This is a genomic window from Stenotrophobium rhamnosiphilum, assembly GCF_003052265.1.
Lineage (GTDB): Bacteria > Pseudomonadota > Gammaproteobacteria > Nevskiales > Nevskiaceae > Stenotrophobium > Stenotrophobium rhamnosiphilum.
The window spans coordinates 267,714-292,407 of the sequence record NZ_QANS01000004.1; the positions used below are offsets into that span (position 1 = coordinate 267,714).

The window sequence follows — 24,694 nt, forward strand, 5'->3', positions numbered from 1 at the left end:
CTTTATACGCTGACAGCTGCATTCTCTTGTAAATATATTGTTCTATACATCTACTTATAAGTTATTAATATAAATACTATAAAACATTATTCGCGTTGATGCTTTAAGTATTTTGACGACGTTAGAAACCAACTGGCGTTTTGAATCCATCTTTCCATCGACGCAGTATTGCGAATACTTGTGACGGATTTTGTAGCGTTTGTCCTGATTGATGTTGCGCTGCCGCAATTACATCTGGAACGTCTACACGAATAAAAGGATTGCTCGCACGTTCAATCGCCAAGGTGGTCGGAAGACTGGGCAAATTTTGAGCACGCAAAGCACGCACTGTTTTCAGTCGATCGAGTAAATCGGGGTTCTGAGGCTCTACAGCTACAGCAAAAGCCAAGTTCGACATTGTGTATTCATGTGTGCAGTAAACCTGCGTTGCTGCTGGTAGTGCTGCATAGCGACTTAGTGAGGCATGCATCTGTTCAGGAGTGCCTTCAAACAAGCGTCCGCATCCGGCGGAAAATAGTGTGTCGCCACAAAACAGTTGTTGATCCGCAAAGTAAGCAATATGTCCGAGCGTATGCCCAGGCACGGCCATGACCTCGAAAGTTTGATCAAGAACGGTGACGCGGTCGCCATCGTCAAGCTGGTGCGTGAGCTGGGGGATTTTCGAAAATTCGGCGCGTGGGCCATAAACCGGAACAGGGCCCAGTTCCAGCAACTTGTTAATGCCGCCGATGTGATCCGGATGCCAATGAGTGATCAGGATGGCAGTCAACTTGAGGCCGCGCTCACTTAGCACTTGCAGTACTGGCGCAGCGTCGCCCGGATCAACAATCACGGCATCGGCGCCTCGTGACAGCAGCCAGAGGTAATTATCGGTGAACGCGGGGATGGCATGGACGTCTAACATCATTAAGATGGTGGACATGAAGCGGACAAAGGTCAAACGAAAATGAATTCGACGCGCGCACGCCGCGGCGGCCGGCCGTTTAGTCGTCACACCTTAGATCTTTGGCTGCGCTCGCCGCGCGGACGCAGACTGCTGGAACTTGAAGAGCAGGAAGTGCGCCGCGTGCTACCCGATGTTTTTGGTCGGCATGTTCTGCAAATCGGCAGCTGGGGGCATGGTGGCCAATTATTGGCTGCCAGTGAAACGCTACACAGCGCCGTGCTCGGAACGATTAGTGGCTTCGGCGCGCAGGCGATAACTGAGCCAGAAAGCCTCCCTGTGTTGAGCAAAAGTGTTGATGCAGTTTTGTTGCCTCACACATTAGAATTCGCGCGTTCACCGCAATCTGTTTTGCGAGAAGCCAATCGCATCTTGACTGACCGCGGCCGTTTGATGGCTTTAGGCTTCAATCCTTGGAGCGGTTGGGGCATTCGTAAAGCTATGGGTATGCGTTATCGCGCTTTCCCACAGGGCGCGCGTTTCCATGGCGTTGGACAGATGTGTGATTGGTTGGAGCTTCTGGATCTGGAGATGGTTGAAGTGCGGCGCTTTGGCGTTGGATTTCCGTGGTTGGAGCCGCGCTCCGATGGGGATCCTTTCGACATCGGTACGCTTGCGCATCCGCTGGCAGAGGCTTATCTGCTTATTGCCAAAAAACGTGTCATCCCGATCAACCGAATCGGGCGTGCGCAACGCGCACAGATCAAACCACTGATCGGCGTGCCAGCTTCTGAGGCACGTTCAACAACTACGAATTATGAGAACGATCAGGCGTGAAGAAAATTACGATTTATACCGACGGTGCCTGCAAGGGAAACCCAGGTCCGGGTGGCTGGGGCGTGTTGTTTCAATACAACGGCACTCAGAAAAAGTTAAGCGGCGGCGAGCTACTGACCACCAACAACCGCATGGAAATGATGGCGGCGATTAGTGCGCTGGAAACTTTACGTGAGGCTTGTGAGATCACGCTCTTCACCGATTCCAAATACGTGATGCAAGGTTTGACTGAGTGGCTTGCCGGTTGGAAAGCCCGCGGTTGGCGCACAGCCAGCAAACAGCCGGTCAAGAATCAGGATTTGTGGGAGCGTCTCGACGCGGCTGTGCAGCGACACAAGATTGATTGGCGCTGGGTCAAAGGCCACGCAGGTGATCTGGGCAATGAAATGGCGGATCAGTTGGCGAACTTGGGAATTGAACAGATGCTGGCTGCGCGTGCTGCGGAGAAAGTTTGATGCAAAGACAGATCATCCTCGATACCGAAACCACGGGTCTGGAAGTCCAGCAGGGCAATCGCATCATCGAAATTGGCTGCATCGAAATGAAGAGCCGTCGATTGACGGGCAACAATTTCTGGCGCTACGTCAATCCTGAGCGCGATAGTGAATTTGGTGCGCTACAGGTCCACGGTATCAAGAATGAATTTTTGTTGGACAAGCAGAAATTTGCTGAGATAGCAGAAGAGTTGTGGGCCTATTTGGAGGGCGCGGAGTTGTTGATCCATAACGCGCCGTTTGATCTGGGCTATCTCAATATGGAGTTTGCCCGCTGCGGTAAGAAACAAAAGTTGGAAGAGGTTTGCACCATCACTGATACGGTGACGATGGCGCGCAAACTTAATCCGGGCCAGAAGGCCAGTCTTGATGCGCTGTGCAAGCGCTATAACGTTGATAACTCGCGGCGCGATTTGCACGGCGCTTTGCTCGATGCAAACTTATTGGCCGAAGTTTATCTGGCAATGACGGGTGGGCAGTCTCGACTCATTCTCGATGCGGGTGATGTCGGCGGCGTGCCACGCAAATCACGTCTTGATGAGTTATTGCCGCCACGAGAATCTGCACTGCAGGTGATAGTTGCAACCGATGCAGAACGTGAAGCGCATTTGTCGCGTCTGGCTTACATCAAGAAAAAAGCGGGCAAGCTGCTTTGGAGCGACGAGCTGCCGCAGTCTTAAAGATTTACTCGAGCTCGATTTCTTCAGGCGCGCCGCTGCGCTTTTTGACATAGCGCGCAATCGACAAGCTGATTGCTAGCAAGACAAACGTCAGCATTAATTGGCGAGCGTCGAATATCTGACTCAATGGCGGCTCGTGTCCAGACAGGATGACGTCCAGACGCACGGATGCGCCAATGCTGGCGTAGATCAATGTCGCGGCGGCATTGCCGATCAGTGTTGCCAGCATGAAATTGCGGAAATTTACATGTAGTGCTGCCGCTGCAAAGTTGGTCACATCAAACGGCAGCAGCATTAAGCGCATCAGTACCACAGACATGAAACCGTCTCGACGCATGCGCTGTAGCCAGACGCCAAATTTTGACTGTGAAGAATTGTTCTGGCTTTTTGGCACGGTCAATCGTGCAATCCAGTAACTGCTGGCTGCAGAGATCATCATGCCGCTGATGGCGTAGAGACCGCCCATCCACAATCCCCAAAGCGTGCCGCACAACAGCACAAGCCATGAGATTGGGAAAATAAATGGCGGGCGCAATGCGCAAACCAAGAGCAATAGCCAAGGGGCGTCTTTGATCGTGTCGTAAATCCAGCGCAGGGCACTCGACAGCGTGACGCCGTAAATGCTGGCTTCAATGAGGCCAATAATCAGCAATGCAATCAGGATGAACGCTGGAAGCCAGCGCTTAATTTTTGCGCGAGTCATTAGCGTTTGCGTGCCAGCGCAGTGACGACTTCGAAATACGGTGGCCGTGGTTCGCGAGATGTAACGCCGCATTGTTCCACTTCAAGTCCCGCAGTTTTAAGCATGCGACGCAGATGATCTGATGACAGACCCAGATTGACATGATCGTAGGCGCGCATGGCTTCTTCGTGCTGATGCGCGTTCAACGTTGCGACAACTAGACGGCCATTCTTTCGCAGCAGTCGTGCCGCTTCATTCAGCATTTTTTGTGGATTCTTCGAATACGAGAGGGCGTGCATCGCGAAGATGTAATCGAAGCTGGCATCTCCCAATGGAAGTGCATGCATATCGGCTTCGTAAAAACGAACATTGGTGTACGGCGCCAAGCGTTTTTGTGCAGCGCTAATCACGGTACTGCTGATATCAACGCAAGCGACACTGCGTGCATGGCCGGCGATTAACTCGGCGAGCACGCCATCTCCGCAGGCGAGATCAAGTACATCGCCAAATTCCAGCAGGCCAATAACGGCGCGTGCGGTGGCTTCCCAAGTACGGCCCGGCGAGTAGTGCAACTCCATGCGACCTGCGACGGACTCGGCCCAAGTCTGGCCGTGTTTGCGTGCGCGTACAGCTTCTTCAGCACGTTCGCGATCTAAACGTGCCTGACCATCATCAATCTGTGCACGCAGCATTTCCCAAAGTGTTTGCGCGCTTCCGCCATTGGCGGTAGCTGAGTAGAGCGCGGCAGCGCCGATGCGTTTGTCCTGAACCAAGCCAGCACGCTTAAGGCGCGACAAATGCGTCGACACGCGGCTTTGTGCAAGGCCTGTAATTTCAGTCAGCTCTGCCACCGACAGTTCGTGCACTTCGAGTAGCAGCATCAGGCGTAGACGACTTTCGTCCGCCATCAGGCTGCAGAGTTGTGTGCTTTCTTCGAGAGTCAGGTTCATGAGTGACGCGGTGAGAGTTCGTGATGTCGCTTTAGAGGCATTTTGACACGCGCGGGGCGTGTAGGGCGGCATCTGCGGTCGCGCATGGGGTGATTAGATGAGATTGGTGATGTGCGGAGAGAACTGCTGTGCCAAATTACGAACCCGCCAAAACTACTGGCGGGTCGTATTGATGCGATGAATCAGTTGGCCGAAGGCTCGCCGTTATCGTCGGCTGCTGTAGGCGCTTCTTCAGTGCTCGCCAACGCAGCGGTTACTGGCGTTTCGATACCTGATTCAGCGGCTTCTTTCTTGCCCTTGCTGGTGGCAAGAAATGCACGTGACATGGGTGAGGGAATCACTGGCGCCATCGCGGTGACGAGAGGCTGCATGGCTTCAAACATGCGTTCACGTGCCTGTGCGGCATTTTCGCGAGCCTGCGCTACGCTTTCACGCGCTTGTGCCAAACTTTTCTGTGCGACGGCTTTCACCTGAGCAACAGGGCCTTTTACGGCTTCTTTGGCTTGAGCTAAAGGTTCTTTAACTGCGGCCTTGGCTTGGGCGACGACTTTTTTCTCAGTGGCCTTAGCTTGAGCAACAACTTTCTTCTCAACAGCCTTGGCTTGAGCAATTGGGTTTTTGACCGCGGCTTTTACTTGGGCGACCACTTTCTTTTCGGTCGACTTGGCCTTCGCAACGACTTTTTTCTCAACAGACTTCGCTTTTGAGACGACTTTCTTTTCTGCGGCTTTAACCTTCGAAACGACCTTCTTTTCTACTTTTTTGGTCTGGGCAACGACTTTCTTTTTAGCGGCCTGTACTTTGCCGGTCGCTTTTTTGACGTTGCTCTTGGTTTTGGCTTTTACCGTGTTAACTGCTTTCTTGGCGGTAGCTTTGAGCTTTGACAACTTGCTGGCAGGCTTTTTTGCGGCCTTGCTGCCTTTTGCGGACTTCTTCATAAGGTTCACGAGCTCCATACGAGTTACGGCCAAGATGGCCGGGAATCGCGCGCATAAGTCGATGCCGCGAAAAACCATTTGCGGTACCGACGCCCGTCGATACATCGCCTTGAAGTGAATCGCATACGCTACAACTGCCTTTACGGCAGCTCTTCCGGTAAAGCGGGCTGGCGACTTCGATGTCGCTGCAGTGATTAGGTTGAGCAACGACCTTGAATGAAGGCTTTTGCGAACCAATTTTGAAGAGTATCGGGACTGGCGCTCTATGGCGGCTATTTATGGTCCCGACTTGACTTTTCCCCCCGGAATAGCGACCGAGTGTATGAGGGGGCTAAGTACCTGTCAAACGCGATTTTTTTGCGAATTGCAACCCCCGCCAAGCCATACGCAGCTTGGTTTACGGGGTCCTGAGCGGACAGCTATTATTACGGGCTAATTTTTTGATGCCTGCGGTCTGGGCGCTTCGCTTTTCATAATCCAGAGGTAATACACCTATGTATCAAGGCCAATCTATTCAGGTCACGAAGCTGGACGGCGATATCGCCGAACTGTGCTTCGACAACAAAACGGATTCCGTTAACAAGTTTGACCAGCGCACGATTAAAGAACTGTCCGAAGCCACCAAGGCCATCACGGCAGACAGCAGCATCAAGGGCTTGCTGGTAACGTCGGGCAAGGACGTCTTCATCGTTGGCGCAGACATCACCGAATTCGGTCCGATGTTCCAGCTGCCAGAAGAAGAGATCGCCAAGTGGGCGTTTGAAGGCAACAACATCTTCAACGCAATTGAAGATCTGCCTTTCCCATCAGTCACCGCTATCAACGGCATCGCGCTGGGCGGCGGTTTTGAAATGTCACTGGCCACCGACTACCGCATCATCAGCGAAAAAGCGTCGATCGGTCTGCCAGAAACCAAGCTGGGCATTATCCCTGGCTTCGGCGGCACGGTTCGTCTGCCTCGCTTGATCGGTGCAGACAACGCAATTGAATGGATTGCTGGCGGCGAAGCACAGAAGCCTGCCGCTGCGCTGAAGGTTCACGCCGTTGACGGCGTAGTGCCTGCTGACAAGCTCAAGAGCGCTTCGCTCAAGTTCCTGCAGTCGGTCATCGACGGCAAGTTTGACTACAAGGCGCGTCGCGAACAGAAGAAGAGCAAGCTGAACCTGAACCCATTGGAAGGCATGATGGCGTTCTCGACCGCCAAGGGTTTCATCGCTGGTAAGGCTGGCAAGAACTACCCAGCACCCGTCGCTGTGGTTTCGGTAATCGAGAAGGCTGCTGGCAAAGGCCGTGAAGAAGCACTGAAGATTGAATCGGCCGCTTTCGCCAAGCTCGCAAAAACCACGGTTGCTGATGCGCTCATTGCGCTGTTCCTCAATGATCAGTTCCTGAAGAAGAAAGCTAAAGCTGCTGGCAAGCTCGCCAAGCCAGTGAAGCAGGCCGCCGTTCTCGGCGCCGGCATCATGGGCGGCGGTATCGCTTACCAGAGCGCCAGCAAGGGCACGCCAATCATCATGAAGGACATCGCCGATAAGGCGTTGGACATCGGCATGGGCGAAGCCAACAAGTTGCTGTCGGCTCAGGTTGATCGCAAGAAGATGACTCCGATCAAAGCCGGTCAGGTGTTGAGCGAAATTCGCCCAACGCTGAACTTCGGTGATTTTGGCGGCGTGGATATCGTTGTTGAAGCCGTCGTTGAAAATCCTAAGATCAAGAAGAGTGTGTTGGCTGAAGTCGAAAAGATCGTCAAGCCAGGCACCATCATCGCGTCCAACACTTCATCGATCTCGATCGAAGAGCTGGCAACGGCGATGCAGCATCCAGAAAATTTCCTCGGCATGCACTTCTTTAACCCTGTGCACAAAATGCCTTTGGTTGAAGTGATCTACGCCAGCAAGACTTCCAAAGAAGCGATTGCCACCACGGTTGCCTACGCAACTGCGATGGGCAAGACCGCGATCGTTGTGAAGAACTGCCCGGGCTTCTTGGTTAACCGCATTCTGTTCCCATACTTCGGCGGCTGGTTGGCCCTGATCCGTGACGGCGCTGACTACATCGCTGTCGACAAGATCATGGAAACCTTCGGCTGGCCTATGGGCCCAGCTTATCTGCAGGACGTCGTTGGTATCGACACCTCGCATCACGTCGGTGACGTGCTCGCAGAAGGCTACCCTGATCGCATGGACAACAAGCAGTTCAAGTCTGCGTTGGACGTGATGTACGAAGCCAAGCGCTTCGGCCAGAAGAACGGCGTTGGTTTCTTCAAGTACGAAGTTGATCCTAAGGGCAAGCCTAAGAAAGTAGTTGATCCAACCACGCCTGAGTTGCTCGCCACGGTTCAGCCAAACGGCAAGAAAGATTTCAGCGAAGAAGAAGTCGTTGACCGCTTGATGCTGCCGATGATCATCGAAACCGTGCGTTGCTTGGATGAAAGCATCGTTGAGAGCCCAACCGAAGCGGATATGGGTTTGATCTTCGGTATTGGCTTCCCTCCGTTCCGTGGCGGCGCGCTGAAGTACGCCGACACCGTGGGCATGAAGACCATCCTTGAGAAGTGCGCCAAATACGCATCGCTCGGCAAGCTCTATGAGCCGACCGAATCGATGAAGAAGATGGCCGCTGAAGGCAAGCTCTACTACCCCAAGTAAATCTCTAACGCGAGCTGCATGTGAGTGCAGCTCGCCTTAAGAAAAGGAAACAACATGTCTAATATCGAAGTAGTTATTGTCGACGCCGTCCGCACTCCGATGGGTCGCAGCAAAGGCGGTATGTACCGCAACGTTCGTGCAGAAGAACTTTCTGCGCATCTCGTCAAATCCATCATGAGCCGCAATGCTGCGCTCAAGCCAGCTGATGTCGAAGACGTTATCTGGGGCTGCGTACAGCAGACGCTGGAGCAAGGCTTCAACATCGCTCGTAACGTTGTGCTGTTGGCCGGTTTGCCACAGACCGTTGCTGGCCAAACCGTCAACCGTCTCTGCGGTTCGTCGATGACGGCAATTCACGCTGCATTCGCAAACGTTAAAGCGGGTCTGGGCGACGTTTACATCTGCGGTGGCGTTGAGCACATGGGCCACGTGCCGATGAACTACAACTTTGATGGTGCACCGGCGATGAGCCTGAACACCGCCAAAGCTGACGCAATGATGGGTCTGACCGCAGAAATGCTGACGCAGACGCACCAGATCAGCCGCGAAGCGCAGGACGAGTTTGCACTCGCCAGCCACCAGAAGGCCACTAAGGCCATGCAGTCTGGCGCGACCAAGAATGAAGTGATCCCGACGCCTGCACACGACGCCGACGGCATGCCGTTCCTGGCAACCGAAGATGAAGTTGTGCGTCAGAACGCCAGCATCGGCGATCTCTCCAAGCTGAAGCCTGCATTCAATCCTAAGGGCAGCGTCACTGCCGGTACTTCTTCTGCAATTTCTGACGGCGCCGCTTGCGTACTCGTCATGAGCGCAGAGAAAGCCAAGTCACTCGGCCTCAAGCCGATGGCGAAGATTGTTTCGGTTGCAGCTGCTGGCTGCCAGCCTTCGATCATGGGCATCGGCCCAGTCCCAGCTACGCAGAAGGCGCTGAAAGCTGCTGGCATGGACATCGGTCAGATCGACTACTTCGAGCTGAACGAAGCCTTTGCTGCGCAGAGCCTCGCTGTGATCAAGGATCTGAAGATTGGCGATCGCATGGACCGCATCAACTTGAAGGGCGGCGCAATCGCTCTGGGTCACCCACTGGGCTGTTCCGGCGCGCGTATCACCGGCGCACTGGCTCACGTGCTCAATGAGAACAACGGCAAGTTCGGTCTGGCCACCATGTGTATCGGCATGGGTCAGGGCGTGGCTACCGTGTTGGAGCGCGTTACTTAATCAGTCGTAAATAAAGCTGTAAACAAAAAGGCCGGAGCATTTGCTCCGGCCTTTTTGTTTCTGTTGTTGCCATTGCAACAACAGAAATTAGTGCGAGGAATTAACGCGCTGCGCCGTCGAGTTTCAATGGTCCGCGACGAATCAACCTGGTTTCATCAGAACGCTGAAATTCCTGAAGTCCTTTGATGAAAAACTGCGTAACAAACGCGGCTGCTTCTTCGGGCTTTTTGCCTTTGCGTTCGACAATCATGCGCGCCATTTCATAACCAGCGCCGCCAAGAATTGCGGTGAGATAGTCGGTATCCATTTCTGGCAACAGGCCGCGAGAAATCGCCAAGCTCAAATCCTGCTTCAGCATGGTCATCGTGTTGCCGATGACGCTGCCGCTGTAGAACGTGCGAATCACCGGTTCATTGCGGAACAGCATCGCGTAGAAATCCGGGTTGTCGGCAATTTCCTGAAAAAACGCGAGATAGGCGCTGTGGATGAACTGCTCAATACTGGTGGCAGATCTGCGTGCGGTCGTCAGACGCGTCGCCATCGTACCCATGTGCTGTTCAATCAGCGCGTGCAGTAGTTCGGCTTTGTCTTCGAAGTAGTTGTAGAACGTGCCCGAGGCAAGACCCGTCAGACGGATGATGTCGCGCACAGTAACGGCGTCATAACCCATTTTGACAAAGGTGCTTTGAGCCGCTTCAAGAATGGCCGCGCGATTCGCGAGCTTATTTTGCTCACGTTTGCCCGTAGTACGTTTTGTACGAACCGGCGGCATTAGATGTTCATTCCGATATTCAATTTCATTACTTCCGTTTCAGCGTGCGTCCTTGCTTGCTGACTAAGCAGATTTATCTGTGAAGCGTATTAGCTGAACTTGGAGAAGTCAGGTTTACGCTTTTCCATGAAGGCTGACATGGCTTCGCGGGCTTCTGGCTTGCCGAGCATCGGCATAAAGAAGCCAGCTTCGTACTTGATGGCTTCCAGAACGGTTTCCTGATTCCAGCGACGCAGCAGCATCTTGGCGGTGCGCAGAGATTCGGGTGGCTGTGAAGCAAGCTTCTCAGCGCGGTTGCGCGCACGGGCTTCGACTTCTTCATCCGGCAGCACTTCGTTAATCACGCCGTAAGCCAACGCTTTTTCGGCGGTGAAGGCTTCGCCCAGCATCACGAGTTCAGCAGCGCGAGCGTTACCCATGATGCGTGGCATCAAATAGCTGGAGGCGAGTTCTGGGCAGATGCCGATGTTGACGAAAGGCAACTGGAAGCGTGCACCGGTGCCTGCGTAAACCAGATCGCACTGCATCAGCATGGTGGTGCCAACGCCGATTGCAAAGCCATTCACCGAAGCCACGATAGGCTTAGGAAAGGTTGCGATAGCGCGCATGAATTGAACGACAGGAGCATCCGGAGCCAGCGGCGGATTTTGCAAGAAGTCTTGCAGGTCGTTGCCGGAGGAGAAGCAGTCTTTGGTGCCGGTGAGCAACACAACACGAACCGAAGGATCGGCTGCGGCATTGGTCAGCGCGTCAGCGGTGGATTGATACATCACTGCGGTCAGCGCGTTTTTCTTTTCAGGACGATTAAAACGAATCGTCAGTACGCCGCCATTGTTTTCTAATTGAACCAGAGACATTTAAAGCTCCAAGCGAATGGTAATCGTGATAACGCGGACCTGAAATTATTCGCCCCGGCGAACCGGGGCGAATAGTGATTTAGAACAGGTCAGCTTTGTCTGTTTTTGCGGCTGCAGCAGCGCCAGCATCGCGCGAAGGAATCCAGTCGCCGGTGATCATCTGCCCGTACGACATGCCGGGGCCAACCATCGGATAAACCGAGGCCATTGGATCAATGATCACTTCTAAGAATGCAGGGCCTTTGAATTCGATAAAGGCTTTCACCACGCGAGCGAGATCAGCCTTGTTGCTGACGCGTTCGGCGAATTCATAACCGTCTGCCTGCGCCGCTTTGATGAAGTCTTTGCGGTGCAGTGATTTGTCTGAGCCGGAGTAACGGCTGTCGAAGAACAGGCGCTGCCACTGCTTCACCATGCCGTCGCCGTTGTTGTTGAGCACAACAATTTTGACGGGCAGGTTGTAGGTGGTCGCGGTTTCTAGTTCACCGAGATTCATGCGAATGCTGGCGTCGCCATCGATATCGATCACGATCTTGCCGGGCTGTGCAAACGCGGCGCCGATCGCAGCAGGCAGGCCGAAGCCCATCGTGCCCATCGAGCCTGAAGTCAGCCACAAACGCGGCTGCTTGAAATCAAAATATTGCGCGGCCCACATCTGATGCTGACCAACGCCGGTCGCAACAACGGCTTCGCCGCCGGTGATGTCGTTGATCGCTTGAATGACAGCGTGTGGCTGAATCACCGTGCTGGTCTTGTCGTAGTTCATCGCGTGATCTTTCTTCAGCGCAGCGATGTGCTGATGCCAAGCGCTGTAATCCGGTTTGAAGTTTTGCGCCTTGGCGTATTGATGCAATGCGCTGATCGCCGGATTGAGTTCGCCAACGTGATGCCAATGCACGCGCTTTACTTTGTTGATTTCGGCGATATCGATATCGAGATGCGCGATCCACTTTGCGCCCGGCGCAAACTTGGCGGGAACGCCAGCAACGCGGTCGTCAAAGCGTGCGCCGATAGCAATCAAGAAATCGCAGTCGTCGGTCGCATAGTTCGCAAACGCAGTACCGTGCATGCCGAGCATATGCAGCGAGAGCGGGGCAGTGGTGTCGACTGCGCCGATACCCATCAGCGTGGTGGTAACCGGAATGCCATAGGCATTCGCGAAGTCGCGCACTGCTTTCGAAGCTTCGCCATTAACAACGCCGCCGCCAGCGTAGATCAGCGGGCGCTTGGCCTGAGACAACATTTCGTGGAAGCGCGCGCAGGCGGCGTCATCCAATGTGTTGTCAGCCACAGCCTTGAGGCGCGCGCGATAACCGGGGATCGGCAATACGCCGTCACCCTGGAACACGCCGCTCCAGTTCTGAACGTCTTTCGGAATATCGATCACAACCGGGCCAGGACGGCCGGTGCGGGCGATCTCAAACGCGGTGCGCATCGTCGCTTCGAGCTTCTTGGCGTCCGTCACCAGAAACACATGCTTGGCGCAGGCCGACATGATGTTGCTGATCGGGGCTTCCTGAAAGCCGTCCGAACCAATCGCAGCGGTAGGAACCTGACCGCAGATCACAACAATAGGAATCGAGTCCGCCATGCAGTCACGCACAGGGGTCACGGTATTGGTCGCGCCCGGGCCGGACGTGACTAGTGCGACGCCAACCTTGCCGGAAGCACGGGCATAGCCAGCGGCCATAAAACCAGCGGCCTGCTCGTTGGCCGGAACAATCAGGGGCATCGACTCGGCGCCGTCCGCTTTGCGGTGATCCGCGTTGTAGCGGAATACGGCGTCATAGGTCGGCAAAATTGCGCCGCCGCTATAGCCGAAAATGGCGTTTACACCTTCATCCGCCAGAATCTGGACGACAATCTCCGCGCCGGACATGGTTTTGCCTGCGAGGGGATGCGTTTTTGGCGGGGAAGCGGCGTTCATGGTTGTGTCAGTTTGAAGTCACAAAAATAGGACGCGCTTTATAGCATGTTAGGGGGGTGTTCTGGCAGGTTTCTGGGCGTTTTCAGTGCACTAAAACGCTAATTTCAGCTTGTTTTCGCAAATTTTCAGGGCGAGTTCTGCCAATCAAAAGCCCGACATGATTTGATACGCCCACAAAAACCGACACTTGGCTGCAAGCCTCAGTAAACAAATGAAGTTATCTGGGCTTATGCCGGGGTTGCATCGCAGCACAAACATGGCTAAGGTGCGCGCCCTATGCGTCATATCATCTCTATCCTCTTGCAGAACGAAGCGGGCGCTTTGGCGCGTGTCTCCGGTATGTTTTCCGCACGTGGCTACAACATCGAATCGCTGTCTGTAGCTACAACCAACGATCCGGCCGTTTCGCGCCTGACGCTGGTCACGCTGGGTTCTGACGCGGTGATCGACCAGATCATCAAGCAGACCCGCAAACTGATCGATATCCTCGAAATCACCGATTTGTCCCGTACGGACCATATCGAGTGCGAGTTGTTGATGATCAAAATCGAGATGGCTCAGGACACCGCTCAGCAAGTGATTGACTGCGTGCGCAAGCATCGCGTCAGCGTGCTGGATGGTTCTGATAACACCCGCATGCTGCAACTGGCTGGCACTGGCGCTGAAGTTGATGCGTTTGTTGCCGAGATCGCCACGATTGCCAAAATTATTGAAATGGTCCGCAGCGGCGTTGCCGCATTGACGCGTGGCCATCCGGTTCTTGCTGTTCCCCAATAACTTCTGTCTTTTTTAGTTTCCTACACGGAGCGCGCTGTGAGTATTCATGTCCTTTATGACAAAGACGCCGACCTTTCGATCATCCAGTCGAAGAAAGTCGCCATCGTTGGTTACGGTTCGCAGGGCCACGCCCATGCGCTGAACCTCAAGGACAGCGGCGTTGATGTCGTCGTTGCCCTGCGCCCTGGTTCCGCAACCGCCAAGAAAGTTGAAGCGGGCGGCCTCAAGGTCAAGAACGTGGCTGACGCCTGTGCTTGGGCTGACCTCGTAATGATTCTGACGCCGGATGAGTTCCAGTCTGAGCTGTACAAGAACGAAATCGAACCGAACATCAAGAAGGGCGCTGCACTGGCCTTCGCACACGGCTTCGCTATTCACTTCAATCAGGTTGTGCCACGCGCTGACCTCGACGTCATCATGGTTGCTCCTAAAGCACCGGGTCACACCGTGCGTAACGAGTACACCAGAGGCGGCGGCATTCCTGATTTGATCGCTGTCCATCAGGACGCCAGCGGCAACGCTAAGAAGCTCGCACTGTCCTACGCTTCGGCCATCGGCGGCGGTCGTTCGGGCATCATCGAAACGACCTTCAAAGACGAATGCGAAACCGATCTGTTCGGTGAGCAGGCTGTGCTTTGCGGCGGCGCGGTTGAACTGGTTAAGGCCGGTTTCGAAACGCTGGTCGACGCAGGCTACGAGCCAGAAATGGCTTACTTTGAGTGCTTGCACGAACTGAAGCTGATCGTCGACCTGATGTACGAAGGCGGCATCGCAACGATGAACTACTCGATCTCGAACAACGCCGAATACGGCGAGTACGTGACCGGTCCTAAGGTCATCAATGACGAATCACGCAAGGCGATGAAGCAGTGCTTGCTCGATATTCAAACTGGTAAGTACGCCAAGGCTTTCGTTTCCGAAGGCAAGCTCGGCTATCCAGAAATGACCGCAATGCGCCGCCTCAACGCTGCGCACCCAATCGAAGTTGTCGGCGGCCAGTTGCGCGCGATGATGCCTTGGATTGGCAAGAACAAGCTGGTCGACAAGTCCAAGAACTAAGTTCTTAACTTGCTTTAAAGACTAAGGGGCGCGAAAGCGCCCCTTATCTTTTGTGGACTTCAACCGTAAGATGTTGCAACTGACTTAAGAGATTAAGAGTATGGATGAGCAGGGCGCCAGCAAAAAACGTCGCAGAGGCATTTATCTGCTACCTAATCTGTTCACCACCGGCACCCTGTTTGGCGGTTTCTACGCAATCATCTCTGCAATGGATGGACATTTCTCCGCCGCAGCCGCAGGCATTCTTGCTGCGATGATCGCGGACGGCCTCGATGGCCGCATCGCACGTCTCACCAATACCTTCAGCGATTTCGGTAAGGAATACGACAGCCTCTGCGATATGGGCGCGTTTGGTTTTGCCGCTAGCATCGTTATCTACGCGTTTAGCTTGAATCACTTTGCCGAGGTTCACTGGCTGGGCGGCAAGGTCGGCTGGGCCGTGGCATTTCTCTATGCGGCTTGCGCGGCGCTGCGTCTCGCACGCTTCAATGTGCTGGCTTCTCGCGGTGGCGCCTCGGGCGATTTCTTTGGTCTGCCTTCTCCAGCAGCAGCAGGCTTGGTGGGTGGCTATGTTTGGGCGGCAAACGAATCGGGTCTGTCTGGCGATAACTGGGTGGTGATGTTGCTCGCTGCGGTTGTGACCGCAGGTGCCGGCATTCTCATGGTCAGCAACTTCCGTTTTGCGGCATTCAAGACCGTGAAGATCGAGGGTAGGGTGCCGTTCCGCTACATCGTCGTGATGGTTGGCTTGCTCGCCTTGTTTGCGATGGACCCTCCCCATATCTTCTTCCTGACGTTCTTGATTTATGCATTGTCAGGTCCGGTGCTGGCCTTGTGGCGCCGCTACAAGAATCGCAAAACGACGCCTGCTCCTCAGGCATGATTTTGCGTGGGATCAGCGCGCTATTAGCGCTGCTGCTGGGCACTGCGGTATTCGCTGCTGACGTGACGCTGGACTCTGCGCGTGCAGAGTTTGTGGCAATGCATAGCGACGAAGCACAACGGCAATTCACGCTGTTGCAGGCGCAGACCCCCAACGATCCGGCCGTGTTGTTTTATCTTGGCCGACTCCAACTTCGTCAAAATCATCGCAAGACCGCCGTTCAACTGCTGCGTCGTGCTGTCGAGTTGAAGCCGGACAACGTCGACTATCGCATTTGGATTTCTGCTGCGATTGGCGCGTATATCGATGACGTGCCGTTTTATCGCAAGCTCAGTCTTGCTCAAGAAATACACCAGCATCTTGACGCTGCATTGCTGGTGGATCCGCGTTCCGTAGATGTACGTGATGGCCTCGTAAGATTTCATCTGGCTGCGCCAACGATCATCGGCGGTGGACGCGATAAAGCCGTTGCAGAAGCAGCGCGGTTGATGGCGTTGGATCGATCTGAAGGTTCAATCGCTAATGGCGTGATCGCCATTCATGACAAACGCTATGTTGATGCAGAGCGTGAGTTTCGTGCGGCGATTCAGGCTGCGCCTAAAAGTGCAGCGCCACGTTATGAGTTGGGCAAGTTGCAACAAATCCAAAAAAATTTCGATGCCGCATTTGCGACCTTCGAAGACGTCATGCAATTGCTGCCCCGAGAAACCGCCGCTTATTACCACTATGCCCATACTGCGGCGTTAGCGAATCAGCGTTTGGACAGTGGCCTAGAGAAGGTGAAAGTTTTCTTGGCGCGCGGACCGATGACTGACGAGGATCCCACTCCAGTGATGGGCTACCGCGTGTTGGGACGCTTATCTGCGCTGAGCGCCAAGAAGGATGCGGCGCGTAATGCCTACCAGACGGCCTTGAAGCTGGATCCAGATAACGCCGAAACCGCCGCAGCACTCAAGAAATTGGACTGATCCGCGTGCCTTGGTCTATATTTAGCAGGCTATGTCGACTTTCCGCAGCCATTTCGCTTTTTCGCCCGCGCTCGTTCGCGGCGTTGAGCTGCGCTCGCTGGCACTGCTTTCACTCGCGCTTCTGCCGTAAGGCAGACCATAGCGCCGCGCCCGGCACGGGGCCAAAACCGTCCAACCAAGACCAGTACAAACAAAAACCTTACGTCAGTCCGCTGAATTTATCGCGACTGAAAATGCAGATTTGGAGTTTCTCATGACGATGTTGACCGACCCTTCGAAAAAATACCGCAGCTTTAAGCCGGTTCATTTGCGCGACCGCACTTGGCCGGATGCTGTGATCACCAAGGCTCCGATCTGGCTTTCAACCGATCTGCGCGATGGCAATCAGGCGCTGATCGAGCCGATGAATCAGGCGCGCAAACTTCGCATGTTTGAACAGCTGGTCAAGATTGGTTTCAAGGAAATTGAAGTGGGTTTCCCGAGCGCATCGGAAACCGAGTTCGGTTTCTTGCGTCATCTGATCGACAACAATTTGATTCCTGACGACGTCACTGTGCAGGTGCTCACGCCTGCGCGCGAGGCGTTGATTCGTCGCACCTTTGAATCGCTCAAAGGTGCCAAACGCGCGATCGTGCATTTCTATCATGCCGTCGCTCCAGTGATGCGCCGCGTTGTGTTCGATATGACGCAGGATCAGGTCATCGAAGAACTCGCGATCAAGCACGCAACCTTGATCAAGGAATTGGCCGCGCAGAATCCGGGCACCGATTGGCGCTTTGAGTATTCGCCAGAAATGTTCTCAGGCACTGAATTGGAATTCTCCAAGCGTGCAGTGGATGCAGTCGTTGAAGCGATTGGTGCGACCAAAGAGCGCCCGGTCATTATCAATCTGCCTTCAACGGTTGAGCATTCCACACCAAATATTTTTGCAGACATGATCGAGTGGATGCATCGCAACGTCGCTAAGCGCGAAGCGATCATCTTGTCGGTTCACCCGCATAACGATCGCGGTACCGGCACTGCTGCTGGGGAATTTGCTGTGATGGCCGGCGCTGATCGCGTTGAAGGTTGCTTGTTCGGCAGCGGCGAGCGCACCGGCAATGTTGACGTCGTCAACATCGCTTTGAATCTTTACTCGCAGGGCATCAATCCCGGTTTGGATTTTTCCAACATCGATGAGATTCGTCAGTGCGCTGAATACTGCACGCAGTTGCCGGTGCATCCGCGTCATCCTTATGTCGGTGATTTGGTTTACACCAGCTTCTCCGGTTCTCATCAAGACGCGATCAAGAAAGCTTTCTCTGCACGCAAGGAAGGCGATATCTGGGAAATGCCGTACTTGCCGCTCGACCCGATGGACTTGGGCCGCAGCTACGAAGCTGTCATTCGCGTGAACTCACAATCCGGCAAGGGCGGTATCGCTTACTTGATGGAGGCAGAGCACGGCGCGGTGTTGCCGCGTCGTCTGCAAATTGAGTTCAGCGGCGTCGTTCAGGAAGTCACCGACGCCAGCGGTAAGGAAGTAACGGCTGCTGATCTTTGGACGATCTTCCAGCGCGAGTATCTCGAAACTGCGCCGTACAGCTACGTCTCTCATCATTTGATTGAGGACTCAACCCGCGAGATCGTTGAGCTCAACACCGAAGTGCAGGACGGTAACAACAAGCAAAAAATCTCTGGCCAAGGCAACGGCCCGATTGATGCTTTTGTGACCGCGCTGCAGAAGCTCAGCAATCAAAAGATCACAGTGATGGATTATCACGAACACGCCATCGGCGCGGGCGCGGATGCCAAAGCCATTACTTATGTCGAGCTGCGCGTTGATGGTGGCAAGCCTTTGTTTGGTGTCGGTATGGACTCCAACATTGTTACAGCCTCGCTCAAGGCGATCTTGTGTGGTCTCAATCGCAGTACGCGAGCGTCGGCGCCGAAATCGGCCGCTGCTTAAGCTAGGTAAAGAGCCCGCATTAGCGGGCTCTTTTTTATAAATTTGATGTCACAAGAATCTCGGGTTAGTTGTTCAGGTAAATAGATGGGTATGACTGAAAACATTGTTCTGGTGCTGTTTGCCTTGCTGCTGGTTTTGCTTAACGGTTTTTTCGTTGCCGCAGAATTTGCGATCGTCAAACTACGTCATACGCGTGTTGAAGAACTTAAGCGTGTTAACGGCATTCGTGGTCGTATCCTGGCTAAAGTGCATCAGCGCATGGATGCTTATCTATCGGCGTGCCAATTGGGCATTACGCTGGCATCGCTAGGTTTGGGCTGGATTGGTGAGCCCGCTTTTGCTCGCTTGATCGAAGTTCCGCTTGCAATGATGGGTCTCGACAATGATCCGGCCACAGTTCACACCATCGCGTTTATTTTTGCATTCGGCGTAATTTCGTATCTGCATATCGTGGTGGGCGAACTGGCACCAAAATCGGCTGCACTCCGCAAGCCAGAGGCAATGTCATTGTGGACGGCCATTCCGCTCTATTTGTTCTATTGGCTGATGTATCCGTTTATTTATTTTCTCAATGCCAGCGCCAACGCGATGCTGCGTCGCATTGGCCTTGAGGATAAGTCCAAGCACGGGTACGAAGTGCCATACACGCATGAAGAACTGCGGACGATTTTGCATCTCAGTCGTGCAGGAACTGATGAGCGGGATTCCGATCTCAACCGCATGCTCGCACATACATTGGATTTGCCGAACTTGTGGGCGGGCGATGTCATGCGCAGTCGCTTTGACCTGATTGGCATCGCAGACGACCTGAGCCACGCGGAAGTACTACGCACGCTGCAGGTTCACCGTTACAGCCGCTATCCATTTATCGCTGCGGACAGCGAAGAGATTCTTGGCATCTTGCACCTCAAGGATATTTTCCTTGAAGGTCCCGGCCCGGATTATTCATCGCGTCTTCGCAGTCACTTGCGACCTGCCGAACGTTTCACTGAAGAGACGCCTGTCGCCCAGTTGCTACGGGGCTTTCGCATGGGCAGTACTCATCTCGCACTCGTTGAGAGCACAGACGGCGTGCTGGCCGGTTTTGTGACGATGGAAGATGTGCTGGAAGCCGTCTTTGGTCCGATCGCCGATGAGCACGATAAGGTCCGCCCCGAGCAAAGCAGCCGAGTGCCAAGGTGGCTGGATGGCAACTCCTTGCTGGTCCACGGCGAGACGCCGCTGTACATGCTTGAGCGCGAAATCGGCGTCACTCTTTCTGAGAGCGAAACGCTGAACACGGTGAATGGCCTGCTTCGCGAGCGGCTTGAGCAGATTCCACGCGTTGGAGACAGCACCGAAATCGGCACTTTTTCAGCATCCGTTCTGCAAATGGACGGGGCCAGCATTGAGGCCATGGTACTGACGCGTCGCTCTGAAGCCGGGGATAGCTGAGGAAGGGACTCCGGGGCTTGCACGTCGTCAGATTGTGAGCCGCATGTCAGAATGACCACATGAAAACCGCCAAGCGCAAACAAGTCCTCAAGGCACTGGAAATCGAAGCATGGGTGCCGCGTGGCGCAGAGCCTGCTGTTGCAGAAGTGGCGGCAGCCCCAGTTGAAGAAGAAGCCGAAAAACGCAGCCGTGGTCGTCCACGCCTGAATCCTATTGCTGAAACAGTTGTCGCTACGAAAGTCGCTGAGCGTCCATCTAAAGGCAATGCTGTTGTGCGCACGGATTATGTCGCGCCGACCGATTGGGAAGGCCTGCGCGCTGCGGTAAAAAGCTGTGAGCGCTGCAAGCTCTGCCCAACGCGCACGCAAACAGTATTTGGTACTGGGAACGAACATGCTTCGCTTATGGTTGTAGGCGAGGGCCCTGGCGCTGATGAGGATGCATCAGGTGAACCGTTTGTAGGTCGCGCAGGCAAACTGCTTGACGAGATGCTCAAGTCGATTGGCCGCTCACGCAAAGACAACGTGTTCATCGCCAATGTCGTTAAGTGCCGTCCGCCTGGCAATCGTGATCCTGAAGCTGACGAAGCAGAAGCCTGCCGTCCGTTTCTTGAACAGCAGATTAAATTGGTTAAGCCAAAAATGATTCTCGCGCTAGGCCGCATCGCTGCACAGCGTTTGCTGCAAACTGACGAGCCCTTGTCAAAGCTGCGTGGCCCGATTCACGAATATGGCCCAGACAAAACGCCGCTGTTCATCACGTATCACCCTGCGTATTTGATGCGTAGTCCGCGTGAGAAGGCGAAGAGCTGGGACGATCTCAAGAAAGTTTATCGCCATATTGAGAAAGCTGGATGAGTGCACAACTCCAGCCATCGCAATGGCGATTGTTGCCGATGCATCCTTCGCATCTGCCACAAGTGCTGGAGATTGAAGAACGCGCGTATCCGTTTCCGTGGACTGAAGGCATTCTTAAAGACTGCATCAAAACCGGTTACAGCTCGTGGATAGTCAGTAATACGATTGGCGAAGTGATGGCTTACTCATTCATGAGCATGGCCGTCGGTGAAGCGCATATTTTGAATATCTGCGTTGACCCTAATCAGCAGCGCCAAGGCTTGGGCTTGTTCTTGATGCAGCATCTAATCACTTTGGCTCGCGCTGCCAATTGCACGATTGTTTTGTTGGAAGTGCGTAAATCCAACAAGGGCGCTTTCAAACTCTACGACTCGCTCGGCTTTCAACGTCTGGGCCTGCGCAAAAATTATTACCCCGCATTTGATGGGCGCGAAGACGCCATCGTGCTTGGGCTTGAATTGCTCTGAGCATGAAGCGCGGGCAACTCTCATGGGCGATGTACGATTGGGCCAACTCGGCCTTTGCAACGACAGTGCTTGCAGGTTTCTTCCCGATTTTCTTTGCCAAGTATTGGGCCGCTGATCTCGCCGATGCTGAACGCACCTGGTGGCTAGGTTGGGGCGGGGCTATCGCGAGTTTGATCGTGATGATTATGGCACCGCTGCTAGGCGGCGTTGCTGATCGCAAGGGCTACAAAAAGCGCTTTCTGTTTTTGATGATGGTGCTCGGCGCTGGCGCCACGATGGGACTCTACGGTATCGACAAAGGTGACTGGCAATCAGCACTGATCATGTTCACCTTGGCGTCGATTGGTTTCTTTGGCGGTCTGTCGTTCTACGATTCTCTGATCGTTCACGTTGCAGACAAAGAAGAGATGGATCGTGTCTCTGCGCTGGGTTATGGCCTTGGTTATCTCGGTGGTGGTCTGTTGTTTGCGATCAATGTCGCGATGGTGCTGAAGCCAGAGGTGTTTGGATTGGCTGATGCTGCAATCGCCACACGGCTCTCATTTCTAAGTGTTGGTGTGTGGTGGTTGGTGTTTTCGATTCCGCTGTTTCTGCGTGTGCCAGAAACAGCTAAGCCTGATGGCAATGCTTCATTTGCCGCGTTGTGGGCTACCGCCAAGCAGTTGGTCACGATGAAGCCGGTACTGCTGTTCCTCTGTGCTTATTGGCTCTATATCGATGGCGTCGACACCATTATTCGCATGGCGGTCGACTACGGCATCAAGCTCGGCTTTGAACCGGCCGCGCTGATCAAGGCTTTGCTGCTGGTGCAGTTCATTGGTTTTCCAGCAGCGATTGCCTTTGGTTATCTGGCAGATCGCATAGGCACCAAAAACGCGATCTATCTGGCTTTGGCGGTCTACGCCGGGGTGACCTGCTTTGCCTTCACGCTGCAAACCGAAGCGCAGTTCTATGGCATGGCTGCAGTCATCGCCTTGGTGCAAGGCGGCGTCCAATCGCTGTCACGTTCGTATTACGCCAAGTTGATTCCCTTGGATCGTGCGGGCGAGTTCTTTGGCTTCTACAACATGCTTGGAAAATTCGCGGCGATTGGCGGACCTATCGCGATTGCCGTTACTGCCAATGCTGTTAGCGACCAGCGTTACTCCATCCTCGCGCTGCTGCCGTTCTTCATATTGGGCGCTCTGCTGTTGTCGCGAGTGCGTCCGGAAACAACGCGCTAAACGGGCGCAGGCTCAAAATAAAGCACCATTTGCGTGCATGAGTTTTGAGCTATTCGAAGAAATCTAGCCACATCAAAGCGTTGAACGTGCCCCATACAGACGGCACGCATATTGCTCCACTCATGCAAAAGGGCGCCATGCGCCATGCTGATCTTGGACGTTTGTTTCAAATAATGACGCTACGCGTAATCCTGATTGATAGCCGCACTGAGCGCTCTGAGCGCATGGAAAAAGCCCTCGTTGAATCGGGTTTCCATGTGCTCGCCGTGCTGCGTGAAACCGACGATCTTTATGCGGGTCTGCGTAACCTGAAACCCGACGCAGTGATCATCGATGCGGATTCACCGACGCGCGACACCCTGGAACATCTCGGTGCACTGAGTCAGCGTTTCCCCAAGCCAATGATCATGATGAGCGACGTTGCTGACGCTGCATTGACACGTGCGGCTGCCAGCGTCGGTGTCAGTGCCTATGTCGTTGATGGCCTCTCGTCTTCAGTGGTGCGCTCATTAGTTGATGTGGCGATGCTGCATTTTCAAAGCCATCGGCAATTACATGCCGAGCTATCAAAGACGCAGCAAGATCTCAGCGACCGTCGTTGTATTGATCAAGCCAAATGCCATTTGATGGAACGTCATGGTTTTAGTGAGGATCGCGCTTACGGCGTAATGCGCCGCTTGGCGATGCGACGTCAACAACGTCTTGCTGACTTTGCACGCGCGCTGCTTTCACAAGAGGGTTTGTCATAGAAAACGATACTTGGCACGACGTTTGCTAGGTTACATCTGACACTCAAGATTGCTTACGCACCGACATTAAAGCCGGTGCAGCCCAAAGACGGGCAGGCATCTGATTACGTCAACACATATTAGTTTTAAGGCAAAGGCGCCTGCACGCGAATCGAGAAGATTCGCGGCGGCGCCTTTTTTTATTGCTCGATCAGCGTTGATCGAAAACACATCAAGGGAGATGGGGAATGAAGAAAAGTTTGGGCTACGCATTTTGCACTGCTGCAACGATGCTGACCTCCGGAGCGGCAATGGCGGATTCGATTGATGTACTGCGTTACGCCTTGTCTGGCGGCACGCCTAATCTTGATGTACGTGGACGTTGGGAGCACGTCAGTCAGGACAATGCATTAGATGCAGCGGACGCATACACCGTGCGGGCGCGTGTGGGCTACACCACAGGCAGGTGGAATGATCTCGATGTACAAACCGAATTTGAGGGCACTTTCCCTTTCGGTCCTCAGGCATATAACAGCACGACCAACGGCAAAGTAACGCGTAGCACAATCGGTGATCCCAAAGGCACTGAACTCAATCAAGTCTCGCTGCGTTACACCGGCATCGCAGGCAACGTTTTCAAGTTGGGACGTCAGCGTTTCATCCTCGATAACGCGCGCTTTATCGGTAACTCGGGTTGGCGTCAGAACGAAGTCACTTTTGATGCGTTCACCGCAGTCAACACGAAAATTTCCAAGACCACGCTGACTTACGCTTACTTAAGTCGCGTTGACGATAAGAATTACAAAGGCTTCAAGGTCAATGGCCAAGTCTTTAATGCGGCATACGCAGCATCGACTCAACTCAATCTCGTTGGCTACGCTTATCTGTTCGACTTCGATCAGAACCTGGCAACGCGCCGTGACACGCAGACTTATGGATTACGTGCGAACGGCGCATTTCCGTTCGATGGTTTCAAGCTGCTCTATACCGCCGAATACGCACACCAGAATCATTACAAAGATTCACCTAGCGCGGTTTCAGCTCAGTACATCCTCGCGGAGTTGGGCGCTAGTTCCCACGGTGTAAGCGCCAAGCTTGGCTACGAAGTTTTGGGCGGCGATGGCACCTATGGATTCCAGACACCGTTGGCAACGTTGCACGTTTTCCAAGGTTGGGCGGATCAGTTTCTGAACACGCCTACCGGCGGCATTCGCGACGCTTATTTGAAGCTCGAAGGTGATGCGCCTGCAGGCATCAAATTGCTCGGCTTCTATCACGATTTCCGTTCTGACAACGGCGGCGCCAAGTACGGCACGGAATACGACGTGCAGGCGATGAAAGCCATCAACGACAACTTTAGCGTCACTGCGAAATACGCCGGCTATCGCGCAGATACATTTTCTGTGAACGCCGACAAATATTGGTTACAGGCCGAGTACAAATTCTAAGCACACCTAGGAG

General features: G+C 53.9%; 23 protein-coding genes. 16 read left to right on the top strand and 7 right to left on the bottom strand.

The window, feature by feature from the left end:
• Positions 1-121 precede the first annotated feature (121 nt).
• Positions 122-922: a hydroxyacylglutathione hydrolase gene (gene gloB, locus CJD38_RS11985; protein ID WP_240783605.1), complete on the bottom strand. Its 801-nt coding sequence runs from the start codon at positions 920-922 to the stop codon at positions 122-124.
• Between the two features lie 24 nt (positions 923-946).
• Here gloB and CJD38_RS11990 point away from each other — a divergent pair, with 24 nt between their 5' ends.
• Genes CJD38_RS11990 through dnaQ form a run of 3 tightly spaced genes read left to right on the top strand, consistent with a single transcriptional unit; the run spans position 947 to position 2,894 of the window.
• On the top strand, positions 947-1,720 hold the full coding sequence (locus tag CJD38_RS11990; RefSeq protein ID WP_107940594.1) for a class I SAM-dependent methyltransferase: 774 nt from the start codon (positions 947-949) through the stop codon (positions 1,718-1,720).
• Entirely contained in the window at positions 1,717-2,175 is a 459-nt protein-coding gene (rnhA, locus tag CJD38_RS11995; protein ID WP_107940595.1) for a ribonuclease HI, read from the top strand. Before CJD38_RS11990 ends, rnhA begins: the two co-directional genes overlap by 4 nt.
• Positions 2,172-2,894 (top strand): DNA polymerase III subunit epsilon, encoded by a 723-nt coding sequence (gene dnaQ / locus CJD38_RS12000; RefSeq protein ID WP_107940596.1) that lies wholly within the window; start codon positions 2,172-2,174, stop codon positions 2,892-2,894. The genes rnhA and dnaQ overlap by 4 nt, the downstream gene beginning before the upstream one ends.
• Positions 2,895-2,898: 4 nt before the next feature.
• Here the strand turns inward: dnaQ and CJD38_RS12005 are convergent, their stop codons facing one another.
• The 3 genes from CJD38_RS12005 to CJD38_RS12015 all read right to left on the bottom strand — a co-directional run bounded on the left by CJD38_RS12005 (position 2,899) and on the right by CJD38_RS12015 (position 5,464).
• Positions 2,899-3,597 carry a TVP38/TMEM64 family protein gene (locus tag CJD38_RS12005; protein ID WP_161554227.1) on the bottom strand — a complete coding sequence of 233 codons (699 nt, stop codon included), beginning with the start codon at positions 3,595-3,597 and terminating at the stop codon, positions 2,899-2,901.
• Positions 3,597-4,526, bottom strand: coding sequence for an ArsR/SmtB family transcription factor (locus CJD38_RS12010; RefSeq protein ID WP_107940598.1), 930 nt, complete (start codon positions 4,524-4,526; stop codon positions 3,597-3,599). Before CJD38_RS12010 ends, CJD38_RS12005 begins: the two co-directional genes overlap by 1 nt.
• Positions 4,527-4,708: 182 nt before the next feature.
• Positions 4,709-5,464, bottom strand: a complete 756-nt coding sequence (locus CJD38_RS12015) for a hypothetical protein (RefSeq protein ID WP_146165980.1) — start codon at positions 5,462-5,464, stop codon at positions 4,709-4,711.
• A 494-nt stretch (positions 5,465-5,958) separates the two neighbouring features.
• Between CJD38_RS12015 and fadB the strand changes: the two genes are divergently transcribed.
• Both fadB and fadA read left to right on the top strand, forming a co-directional pair.
• Positions 5,959-8,112 carry a fatty acid oxidation complex subunit alpha FadB gene (gene fadB / locus CJD38_RS12020; RefSeq protein WP_107940600.1) on the top strand — a complete coding sequence of 718 codons (2,154 nt, stop codon included), beginning with the start codon at positions 5,959-5,961 and terminating at the stop codon, positions 8,110-8,112.
• 54 nt (positions 8,113-8,166) lie between these two features.
• On the top strand, positions 8,167-9,333 hold the full coding sequence (gene fadA / locus CJD38_RS12025; protein WP_107940601.1) for an acetyl-CoA C-acyltransferase FadA: 1,167 nt from the start codon (positions 8,167-8,169) through the stop codon (positions 9,331-9,333).
• Between the two features lie 100 nt (positions 9,334-9,433).
• On the opposite strand, the gene CJD38_RS12030 is transcribed toward fadA, so the two are convergent.
• From CJD38_RS12030 to ilvB, 3 genes are all read right to left on the bottom strand, one after another.
• The gene (locus CJD38_RS12030) at positions 9,434-10,105 is read right to left on the bottom strand and encodes a TetR/AcrR family transcriptional regulator (RefSeq protein WP_107940602.1); all 672 of its coding nucleotides are present in this window, start codon (positions 10,103-10,105) and stop codon (positions 9,434-9,436) included.
• Between the two features lie 89 nt (positions 10,106-10,194).
• Complete coding sequence (locus CJD38_RS12035) at positions 10,195-10,962, bottom strand: enoyl-CoA hydratase (RefSeq protein ID WP_107940603.1); 768 nt, start codon at positions 10,960-10,962, stop codon at positions 10,195-10,197.
• 79 nt (positions 10,963-11,041) lie between these two features.
• Entirely contained in the window at positions 11,042-12,889 is a 1,848-nt protein-coding gene (gene ilvB, locus CJD38_RS12040; protein WP_240783606.1) for a biosynthetic-type acetolactate synthase large subunit, read from the bottom strand.
• 276 nt (positions 12,890-13,165) lie between these two features.
• Between ilvB and ilvN the strand changes: the two genes are divergently transcribed.
• From ilvN to CJD38_RS12095, 11 genes are all read left to right on the top strand, one after another.
• Positions 13,166-13,666, top strand: a complete 501-nt coding sequence (gene ilvN / locus CJD38_RS12045) for an acetolactate synthase small subunit (RefSeq protein WP_107940604.1) — start codon at positions 13,166-13,168, stop codon at positions 13,664-13,666.
• A gap of 42 nt (positions 13,667-13,708) precedes the next feature.
• The gene (gene ilvC / locus CJD38_RS12050; protein WP_107940774.1) at positions 13,709-14,725 is read left to right on the top strand and encodes a ketol-acid reductoisomerase; all 1,017 of its coding nucleotides are present in this window, start codon (positions 13,709-13,711) and stop codon (positions 14,723-14,725) included.
• Between the two features lie 100 nt (positions 14,726-14,825).
• Complete coding sequence (gene pssA, locus CJD38_RS12055) at positions 14,826-15,608, top strand: CDP-diacylglycerol--serine O-phosphatidyltransferase (RefSeq protein WP_107940605.1); 783 nt, start codon at positions 14,826-14,828, stop codon at positions 15,606-15,608.
• Positions 15,605-16,576 (top strand): tetratricopeptide repeat protein, encoded by a 972-nt coding sequence (locus tag CJD38_RS12060; RefSeq protein WP_107940606.1) that lies wholly within the window; start codon positions 15,605-15,607, stop codon positions 16,574-16,576. Before pssA ends, CJD38_RS12060 begins: the two co-directional genes overlap by 4 nt.
• A 259-nt stretch (positions 16,577-16,835) precedes the next feature.
• Entirely contained in the window at positions 16,836-18,524 is a 1,689-nt protein-coding gene (gene leuA / locus CJD38_RS12065; protein WP_107940775.1) for a 2-isopropylmalate synthase, read from the top strand.
• Between the two features lie 90 nt (positions 18,525-18,614).
• Complete coding sequence (locus CJD38_RS12070; RefSeq protein WP_161554228.1) at positions 18,615-19,958, top strand: hemolysin family protein; 1,344 nt, start codon at positions 18,615-18,617, stop codon at positions 19,956-19,958.
• Between the two features lie 59 nt (positions 19,959-20,017).
• Positions 20,018-20,815: a uracil-DNA glycosylase gene (locus CJD38_RS12075; protein WP_107940608.1), complete on the top strand. Its 798-nt coding sequence runs from the start codon at positions 20,018-20,020 to the stop codon at positions 20,813-20,815.
• Complete coding sequence (rimI, locus tag CJD38_RS12080; RefSeq protein WP_107940609.1) at positions 20,812-21,282, top strand: ribosomal protein S18-alanine N-acetyltransferase; 471 nt, start codon at positions 20,812-20,814, stop codon at positions 21,280-21,282. Before CJD38_RS12075 ends, rimI begins: the two co-directional genes overlap by 4 nt.
• 2 nt (positions 21,283-21,284) lie before the next feature.
• Complete coding sequence (locus tag CJD38_RS12085; protein WP_107940610.1) at positions 21,285-22,505, top strand: MFS transporter; 1,221 nt, start codon at positions 21,285-21,287, stop codon at positions 22,503-22,505.
• Between the two features lie 86 nt (positions 22,506-22,591).
• Positions 22,592-23,254, top strand: a complete 663-nt coding sequence (locus CJD38_RS12090; protein ID WP_206362981.1) for an ANTAR domain-containing response regulator — start codon at positions 22,592-22,594, stop codon at positions 23,252-23,254.
• A 227-nt stretch (positions 23,255-23,481) separates the two neighbouring features.
• The gene (locus CJD38_RS12095) at positions 23,482-24,681 is read left to right on the top strand and encodes a hypothetical protein (protein WP_107940611.1); all 1,200 of its coding nucleotides are present in this window, start codon (positions 23,482-23,484) and stop codon (positions 24,679-24,681) included.
• The last annotated feature ends 13 nt before the right edge of the window (positions 24,682-24,694 follow it).